Origin of the sequence: Oerskovia rustica, from assembly GCF_014836555.1 — a bacterium.
Lineage (GTDB): Bacteria > Actinomycetota > Actinomycetes > Actinomycetales > Cellulomonadaceae > Oerskovia > Oerskovia rustica.
The window spans coordinates 99,273-106,777 of record NZ_JACSQQ010000015.1 but is presented as its reverse complement, the minus strand read 5'-3'; the positions used below and the strand labels follow the sequence as shown (position 1 = coordinate 106,777).

Annotated in this window: 7 protein-coding genes; 6 read left to right on the top strand and 1 reads right to left on the bottom strand. The window is 72.0% G+C overall.

All coding sequences use genetic code 11. The annotated features are described in order from the left end of the window. The first annotated feature begins 116 nt into the window (after positions 1-116). Complete coding sequence (locus H9652_RS10745) at positions 117-584, top strand: luciferase domain-containing protein (RefSeq protein ID WP_225228053.1); 468 nt, start codon at positions 117-119, stop codon at positions 582-584. Between the two features lie 72 nt (positions 585-656). Here H9652_RS10745 and H9652_RS10740 read toward each other — a convergent pair whose 3' ends face one another. Continuing rightward, on the bottom strand, positions 657-1,961 hold the full coding sequence (locus H9652_RS10740; RefSeq protein WP_318244112.1) for an MFS transporter: 1,305 nt from the start codon (positions 1,959-1,961) through the stop codon (positions 657-659). A gap of 347 nt (positions 1,962-2,308) precedes the next feature. On the opposite strand from H9652_RS10740, the gene H9652_RS10735 reads away from it, so the two are divergent. The 5 genes from H9652_RS10735 (at position 2,309) to H9652_RS10715 (ending at position 7,400) form a co-directional block, all read left to right on the top strand. Continuing rightward, positions 2,309-3,346: an adenosine deaminase gene (locus H9652_RS10735; protein ID WP_191796221.1), complete on the top strand. Its 1,038-nt coding sequence runs from the start codon at positions 2,309-2,311 to the stop codon at positions 3,344-3,346. Between the two features lie 311 nt (positions 3,347-3,657). Next, entirely contained in the window at positions 3,658-4,974 is a 1,317-nt protein-coding gene (gene murA, locus H9652_RS10730; protein ID WP_191796220.1) for a UDP-N-acetylglucosamine 1-carboxyvinyltransferase, read from the top strand. 192 nt (positions 4,975-5,166) lie between these two features. Then, complete coding sequence (locus H9652_RS10725; RefSeq protein WP_191796219.1) at positions 5,167-5,433, top strand: hypothetical protein; 267 nt, start codon at positions 5,167-5,169, stop codon at positions 5,431-5,433. 66 nt (positions 5,434-5,499) lie between these two features. After that, positions 5,500-6,531, top strand: coding sequence for an ABC transporter ATP-binding protein (locus H9652_RS10720; RefSeq protein WP_191796218.1), 1,032 nt, complete (start codon positions 5,500-5,502; stop codon positions 6,529-6,531). Next, positions 6,528-7,400, top strand: coding sequence for an ABC transporter permease (locus tag H9652_RS10715; protein WP_191796217.1), 873 nt, complete (start codon positions 6,528-6,530; stop codon positions 7,398-7,400). Before H9652_RS10720 ends, H9652_RS10715 begins: the two co-directional genes overlap by 4 nt. Positions 7,401-7,505: the final 105 nt, after the last annotated feature.

The window sequence follows — 7,505 nt, the reverse complement described above, 5'->3', positions numbered from 1 at the left end:
CCGCGGGTGGGCCTGGCGCAGCCGACACCGCGCGGGGGGGGGGCGTCCGTGGTGAGCCACGCGGGCCATGGACAATTCCCTCGCCGGGCGGCCACGCGGCCGCTAGCCTCCGAGCCATGACGCTGACCCCTCGCCGAGGCCCTCGCCCCACCACGTCGGACGAGGGGCCGCACCGGCAGGTCGACCAGCTCTCTCCGGCCGCGCTGTGGGGCGAGCTGGTGCTCGCGGCGACCACGATCGACGGGGTCCGGGAGGGGCACAGCTCGGTGTCCCCGGCGACGTCCCGGGCGCTGTTCCTCGACGGCCTCGACCGCACGACGGTCCCTGCGACGTCGCTCGCGGCACCCGACCAGCGCCTCGAACCGGTCCACCTGCACGGCGTGACCGACACGAGCCTGCACCTGTGCCTGCCACGAGCGCGGGCCGAGGAGGTCTGCGCGGCCGGCTGGGGCGAGCCGCACCAGTACGCGGACCACGCGACCGAGATCATGGTCTACGGACCGCGCGACGCCGACGAGCTCGCGGTCGTCCTGGGGCTGGTCCGCGAGAGCCTGGACTCGGCACGGGCAGCCGCGACGAGATAGCGGACTGCCGTCGAGACAGAGGCACCTGGCCCGCTGTCTCGACGCCAGCCCCTGTCTCGCGGCACCGAGCGGTCAGCTCACGTTGTCGGTGTACTGCACGTCCTTGGTCTCCTTGCTCACGAGCAGCGCCACGAGCGTCAGGACCGACATGGCCGACAGGTAGACCCCGACCAGCACGGGCGAGCCGTCCGCCTGCTCCCACAGCGCGACCGCGATGAACGGTGCGACGGCCGCCCCGAGGATCGACGAGAGGTTGTAGGCGATCGCCGAGCCCGTGTACCGGACGTTGGCGGGGAAGAGCTCGGGCAGGATCGCGGCCATGGGGCCGAACGTCAGGCCCATGAGCGTGAAGCCCACGACCAGGAGCGTCATGACGCCCACCGTCCCGCCCATGAACAGCGGCACGAACAGGGCGCCGAACGCGATGATCGCGACCGTCGTCCAGATGAGGTGCTTGCGCCGCCCGAACCTCTCGGCCATCGGCCCGGAGACGAGTGTGAAGATCCCGAAGAACACCACCCCGACGATGAGCATCACGAGGAAGTCGGTGCGCTCGTAGCCGAGTCCCGGCGCGCCGCCGCTCCCCGCGGGGACCTCGGCGGGCGCGGTGCCGAACGTCAGCGTGAACGTGGTCATGAGGTAGAACAGCACGTAGGTCGCGAGCATGATGAACGTGCCGAGCACGATCTGGCGCCACGAGCTGCGGAACACCCGCGCCACGGGCAGCTTGGCGACCGCGCCGGTCTCGACGACCTTCTGGAACGAGGGGCTCTCGACCAGGCGCAGCCGGACCCACAGGCCCACGATCACGAGGAGCGCGCTGGCCAGGAACGGCACGCGCCAGCCCCACGAGGAGAACTGCTCGTCGGTCAGCGTCTCGGCCAGGACCAGGAACGTGGTGTTCGCGAGGATGAACCCGATCGGGGCGCCGAGCTGGGGGAACGTGCCCCAGATCGCGCGCTTGCCCGCGGGGGCGTTCTCGGTCGCGAGCAGCGCCGCGCCGCTCCACTCGCCGCCGAGCCCCAGGCCCTGGCAGAAGCGCATGAGGACGAGCAGCGCTGGCGCGAGCACGGACCAGCCCGGGGTCGTCGACGGCGGCAGCAGGCCGATGAGGAACGTCGCGACGCCCATGGTCAGGAGCGACGCGACGAGCGTGCCCTTGCGGCCGATCCGGTCGCCGTAGTGACCGAACACGATCGACCCGAGGGGCCGCGCGACGAACGCGACGCCGAACACCGCGAACGACGCGAGGAGCTGGGACGTGCTGCCGTCGAGGGCCGAGAAGAACACGGCCGGGAAGACGAGGACCGCGGCGGTCGCGTACGCGTAGAAGTCGTAGAACTCGATCGAGGTGCCGATGAGGCTCGCGAAGATCACGCGCCCCTTGCTGTTGGCGGGGGCGTCCGGGGTGCCGGGCGCCCCGGTGGTGCCGGCCCGCCCGGCAGGTCCGGCGGTGCCGGAGGGGTCGGCGGTCGAGTGTGCTGCCGTCGTGGTCACGGGAGTGCTCCTGCGGGGTTCGGGGAAGCGTCGAGGAGGTCCCCTGGGCATCGAAGGGGGACCGTACTACCCGGTAACTTCGCGTCCCACGGTAAGGACGAGGACCGTAGGGCGAGCAGGCCGTCTCGCGATGTGGTCACGCTGTGGGAGGCGAGGCCGCGACCAGCCAAGGGCCACCACGGCGCGCAAGGCATGATGGGAGGACGACCCCCACACGAAGGAGAACCATGCCTCTGCCCCTCCAGCCCACCCTGGACTTCGTCACCGGGCTGCCCAAGGCCGAGCTCCACCTGCACCTCGAGGGCACCCTCGAGCCGGACCTCAAGCTCCGCCTCGCCGAGCGCAACGGCATCGACATCGGCCAGTCCACGGTCGAGGAGGTGCAGGCGACGTACAGGTTCACGGACCTCACGAGCTTCCTCGCCGTGTACTACCCGGCCATGGACGTCCTGCAGACCGAGGACGACTTCTTCGAGCTCGCCCACGCGTACCTCCTGCGCGCGGCCGCGAACGGCGTCAAGCACGCCGAGATGTTCTTCGACCCCCAGGCGCACACCGCGCGCGGCGTCCCGTTCGAGGCCGTCGTCAAGGGCTACCACCGCGCCGCGGCCGCCGCGGCCGACTTCGGCGTCGACGCCGACCTCATCCTGTGCTTCCTGCGCGACCTCTCGGCCGAGAGCGCCGCCGAGACGCTCGAGGCCTCGGTGCCGTTCAAGGACCTGATCCTGGGCGTGGGCCTCGACTCCGACGAGCGCGGCAACCCGCCCGAGAAGTTCACCGCGGTCTTCGCCCGGGCCCGCGAGCTCGGCTACCGCCTGACGATGCACTGCGACATCGACCAGGTCGGCAGCATCGACAACATCCGCACGGTGCTCGAGACGATCGAGGTCGACCGCATCGACCACGGCACCAACATCGTCGAGGACCCCGCGCTCGTGGCCGAGGTCAAGGCCCGCGGCATCGGCCTGACGAGCTGCCCCGTGTCGAACAGCTTCGTGACCGACGACATGAAGGCCGTCGAGGTCGCCCAGCTTCTGCGCGACGGCGTCAAGATCACCATCAACTCCGACGACCCGGCCTACTTCGGCGGCTACGTGGCCGACAACTACGCCGCGGTCGCGGCCAAGGCCGGCCTCACGTCCGAGGAGGTCGTCACGCTCGCGAAGAACTCGTTCGAGGCCTCGTGGATCGACGCGGAGCGTCGCGCGGCGTACCTCGACGAGATCGACCGCTACGTCGAGCAGTACGAGCCCGCCCAGGCGTAGCCCAGGTGCCCGACGGCGGAGCGCACCTCGCGCAAGAGGCGAGCCTCCGCCGTCGGGCATGTCAGGCCTGCCGGGCATGTCCGGCAGGGCGACGACCGCGCGACCCGCCCAGGGCGACCGCGTTCTCGCTGGTCAGCGGCCGCTCGTGGCGGGCGTCGTCGTCGGGCACACGCTTGTGGGTGAATAATCTTCGGATGCCCTGCGTTGGGGGACGGGGGAGTGGGGCGCCCCACGACGGCACGGGCGCGCAGCCCGCGCCGGACGCACGACCATCCGGACGATCCTCGAGAGAGCTAGGCGACCACGACCACATGAACGATCTGCTGTACGTCAACGGCGGCACTCCGCTCAACGGGACCATCACCGTGCGGGGGGCGAAGAACTTCGTCTCCAAGGCGATGGTGGCCTCCCTGCTCGGCGAGGGGCCGAGCGTGCTGCGGAACGTGCCGCAGATCCGCGACGTCGGCGTCGTGACGGGACTGCTCGAGCTGCACGGCGTCAAGGTCGTCGCGGACGAGGCCGGGGGCGTCCTGCAGCTCGACCCGACCGACGTCGAGTCGGCGCACGTCGCGGACATCGACGCGCACGCCGGGTCGAGCCGCATCCCGATCCTCTTCTGCGGCCCGCTCCTGCACCGCCTGGGCGAGGCGTTCATCCCGGACCTGGGCGGCTGCCGCATCGGCGACCGGCCCATCAACTACCACCTGGACATCCTGCGCCAGTTCGGGGCCGTGGTGGACAAGCGCGAGCAGGGCATCCACATCCGCGCCCCGCGCCGCCTCCAGGGCACCAAGATCTCCCTGCCCTACCCGAGCGTCGGCGCGACCGAGCAGCTCCTGCTCACGGCCGTGCGCGCCGAGGGCATCACCGAGCTGTCGGGCGCCGCGATCGAGCCCGAGATCATGGACCTCATCGCCGTCCTGCAGAAGATGGGCGCGATCATCTCGGTCGACACCGACCGCGTGATCCGCATCGAGGGCGTCGACAAGCTCATGGGCTACCAGCACACGGCCCTCGGCGACCGCATCGAGGCGGCGTCCTGGGGGTCCGCGGCCCTCGCGACCGGCGGCGACATCACCGTCAAGGGCGCGACGCAGCCCGAGATGATGACGTTCCTCAACACGTTCCGGAAGGTCGGCGGCGAGTTCGAGGTCGAGGAGGACGGCATCCGGTTCTACCACCCGGGCGGCGACCTCAACGCGATCGTGCTCGAGACCGCGGTGCACCCCGGCTTCATGACGGACTGGCAGCAGCCGCTCGTCGTCGCGCTCACGCAGGCCAAGGGACTGTCGATCGTCCACGAGACCGTCTACGAGAACCGGTTCGGCTTCACGGACGCGCTGCGCGGCATGGGCGCGACCATCCAGGTCTACAAGGAGTGCCTGGGCGGCCTGCCGTGCCGGTTCGGGCAGCGCAACTTCCACCACTCGGCCGTCATCTCCGGCCCGACGCCCCTGTCCGCGGCCGACATCGAGGTCCCGGACCTGCGCGGCGGGTTCAGCCACCTCATCGCGGCGCTCGCGGCCAAGGGCACCTCGACCGTGCGGGGGATCGGTCTGATCGACCGTGGGTACGAGTACTTCCAGGACAAGCTCGAGGCACTGGGCGCGGACGTCAGCCGGGGCTGACCCGGCTCCTCCGGCGGCTCACAGGGCCGATCGGAGGCTTCCGACACCCGACGGGCGCAGTACGTGCGACGGCACGCACCGCGCCCATCGTCGTCCTCTCAGGCTTTCCACAGGCTCGCGTCATCCTCCGCGCAGGTCCGAGGACCACTGTGGGGGCACGGGCGAACGGGTCGCCCGGGCTGGAGGAGCGACATGTCGAGCGAGCGGCCGTCCGAGACGTCCCCCGAGAACACCCCCGAACCGCGTGCACCCCGTCGGCGGGCGCTGACCTGGGGGGCGGGAGCCCTGACCTTCAGCGTCCTGACCCTGGGCGGGCTCGCGCTGAGCGCACCCGCGGGGACCGGCGGGAGCGCCCCCGGCACGGACGCGGGCACCGGGGCGTCGGCCGGGCCGGCGGCCTCGGTCACCAGCGCGGCCACCGTCGCGGACGACATGACAAACGTCATCGAGGAACGGTGACGAACCCGACGGAACGGGTGACGGGGCGCACTGCCTGACCTCTCCTGCCGGCACCAGGCTGGAGGCATGGACAACGACACCTACGGCAGCGGCACCCCGGGCCGCTCCACCTCCCCGGACGACCTCGTCATCGACGTGCGCGGCCTGCGCCGCCGGTACGCGAGCGCCTCGCGCGGCGCGCGGGGCTTCGAGGCCGTCGCGGGCGTGGACCTCCAGGTCCGCCGCGGCGAGCTCTTCGCGCTCCTCGGCACCAACGGCGCAGGCAAGACGTCGCTCCTCGAGGTCGTCGAGGGACTGGCCCGCCCCACGGGCGGCACGGTCCAGGTCTTCGGCAAGGACCCCTACCGCCAGCGTGCCCAGGTCCGCCCCCGCATCGGGATCATGCTGCAGGAGGCGGGCTTCCCGTCCGACCTGACGGCGATCGAGACCGCGCGCATGTGGGCAGGGACGCTCACCGCGCCGCGCCCGGTCGAGCAGGCCCTCGACCTGGTCGCGCTGCGCGGCCGCGCCGACGTCCCCGTGAGCTCGCTCTCGGGCGGCGAGCGGCGCCGTCTGGACCTCGCCCTGGCGCTCCTCGGGCGCCCCGAGGTCCTGTTCCTCGACGAGCCGACCACGGGGCTCGACCCCGAGAGCCGCCGCTCGGCGTGGGACCTCGTGCGAGGGCTGCTCGACGACGGGACGACCGTCGTCCTCACGACCCACTACCTCGAGGAGGCCGAACGCCTCGCCGACCGCCTCGCGATCATGCACGGCGGCAGGATCGTCCAGGAGGGCACGGTCGCGGACATCGTCGAGGCCGAGCCCTCGTTCGTCCACCTCGACGAGGAGAGCGTGCGACCCCACCTGACCGACCTGCCGCTGCTGCCCGGGGAGACGCTCACGCGCGTCGAGGGCGGCACCGTGGCGATCGCGACGCGCGACCTCCAGCACACCCTCGCGGTGCTGCTCGCCTGGGCGACCGACCGCGACGTGACCTTCGGCCGCATCGAGGCGCGCCCTGCGTCCCTCGAGCAGGCCTTCCTCGCCATCGCGGACGGGCCGGGCACCGCCCGCACCGCGTCCGCGTCCACCACCGACCCGACGGAGCGTGCCGCATGACCACCCTCGCCCCTGCCTCGACCCGCACCCCGGGCGCCCCCTCGACCCAGCGCTCCGCGAGCGCCCTCACCGGGTCGCTGCGCCGCATCCGCTCGCTCGTGCGCGCCGAGACCACGCTCCTCCTGCGCAACCGCACGGCCCTGTTCAACGGGGTGCTCCTCGCCCCCGCCATGGTCGCCTTCCTGCACTTCTCGGGCGCGTTCGAGGCGTTCGTGGGTGACGACGCGGGAGCGTCGATCATCGGTGCGTTCGCGCTCACGAGCCTCATCTGCTTCGCGCTGATGTTCGTCGTGTACTACAACCTGGCCAGCGCCTACGTGGCCCGGCGCGAGGAACTCGTGCTCAAGCGCCTGCGGACAGGGCAGTGCTCCGACGCCGAGATCCTGGCGGGGGCCGCGACGCCCGCAGTCGCCACGATGCTGGGTCAGCTCGTCCTGGGAGGGGCCGCGATCGCGCTGTGGATCGGGCTCGACGCCCCCGCGAACGTGCTGCTGCTGCTCGTCGCGGTCCTCGGGGGGGCGTTCGTCTTCGCGGCGCTCGCGGCCGCGAGCACGGCCTTCACGCGCACGGTCGAGACGGCCCAGCTCTCGACGCTGCCGATCATGGCTCTCGCGCTGCTCCTGTCCGGGACGACCCTCCCGCTCACGATGCTCCCCGAGCGCGTCCAGACCCTCGCCGAGCTCACGCCCCTGCACCCGGTCGCCGAGCTCCTGACGATCGGCCTCACGGGCCTCGGTCCCGACGGCGTCGCGGTGGGCTTCGGGGAGACGTTCGCCCTGGCAGCACAGCCCCTGGCGGTCCTGGCCGCCTGGTGCGTGCTCGGCGCGTGGCTCGCGACCCGGTACATGCGGTGGGAACCGCGCCGGTGACCACCGCGCCCCTGGCGGGCACGCCCGGACCTGGCTCGCGCCGGGGCCGGGCGATGCGGTCGAGCACGAGGTTGCGGTCGCTCTCCTGCTGAGAATGACCGCAAC

Coding starts and splice junctions, on each gene's coding strand:
- H9652_RS10715 (WP_191796217.1), top strand. CDS start 6,528: ATGACCACCCTCGCCCCTGCCTCGACCCGCACCCCGGGCGCCCCCTCG.
- H9652_RS10735 (WP_191796221.1), top strand. CDS start 2,309: ATGCCTCTGCCCCTCCAGCCCACCCTGGACTTCGTCACCGGGCTGCCC.
- H9652_RS10725 (WP_191796219.1), top strand. CDS start 5,167: ATGTCGAGCGAGCGGCCGTCCGAGACGTCCCCCGAGAACACCCCCGAA.
- murA (WP_191796220.1), top strand. CDS start 3,658: ATGAACGATCTGCTGTACGTCAACGGCGGCACTCCGCTCAACGGGACC.
- H9652_RS10745 (WP_225228053.1), top strand. CDS start 117: ATGACGCTGACCCCTCGCCGAGGCCCTCGCCCCACCACGTCGGACGAG.
- H9652_RS10720 (WP_191796218.1), top strand. CDS start 5,500: ATGGACAACGACACCTACGGCAGCGGCACCCCGGGCCGCTCCACCTCC.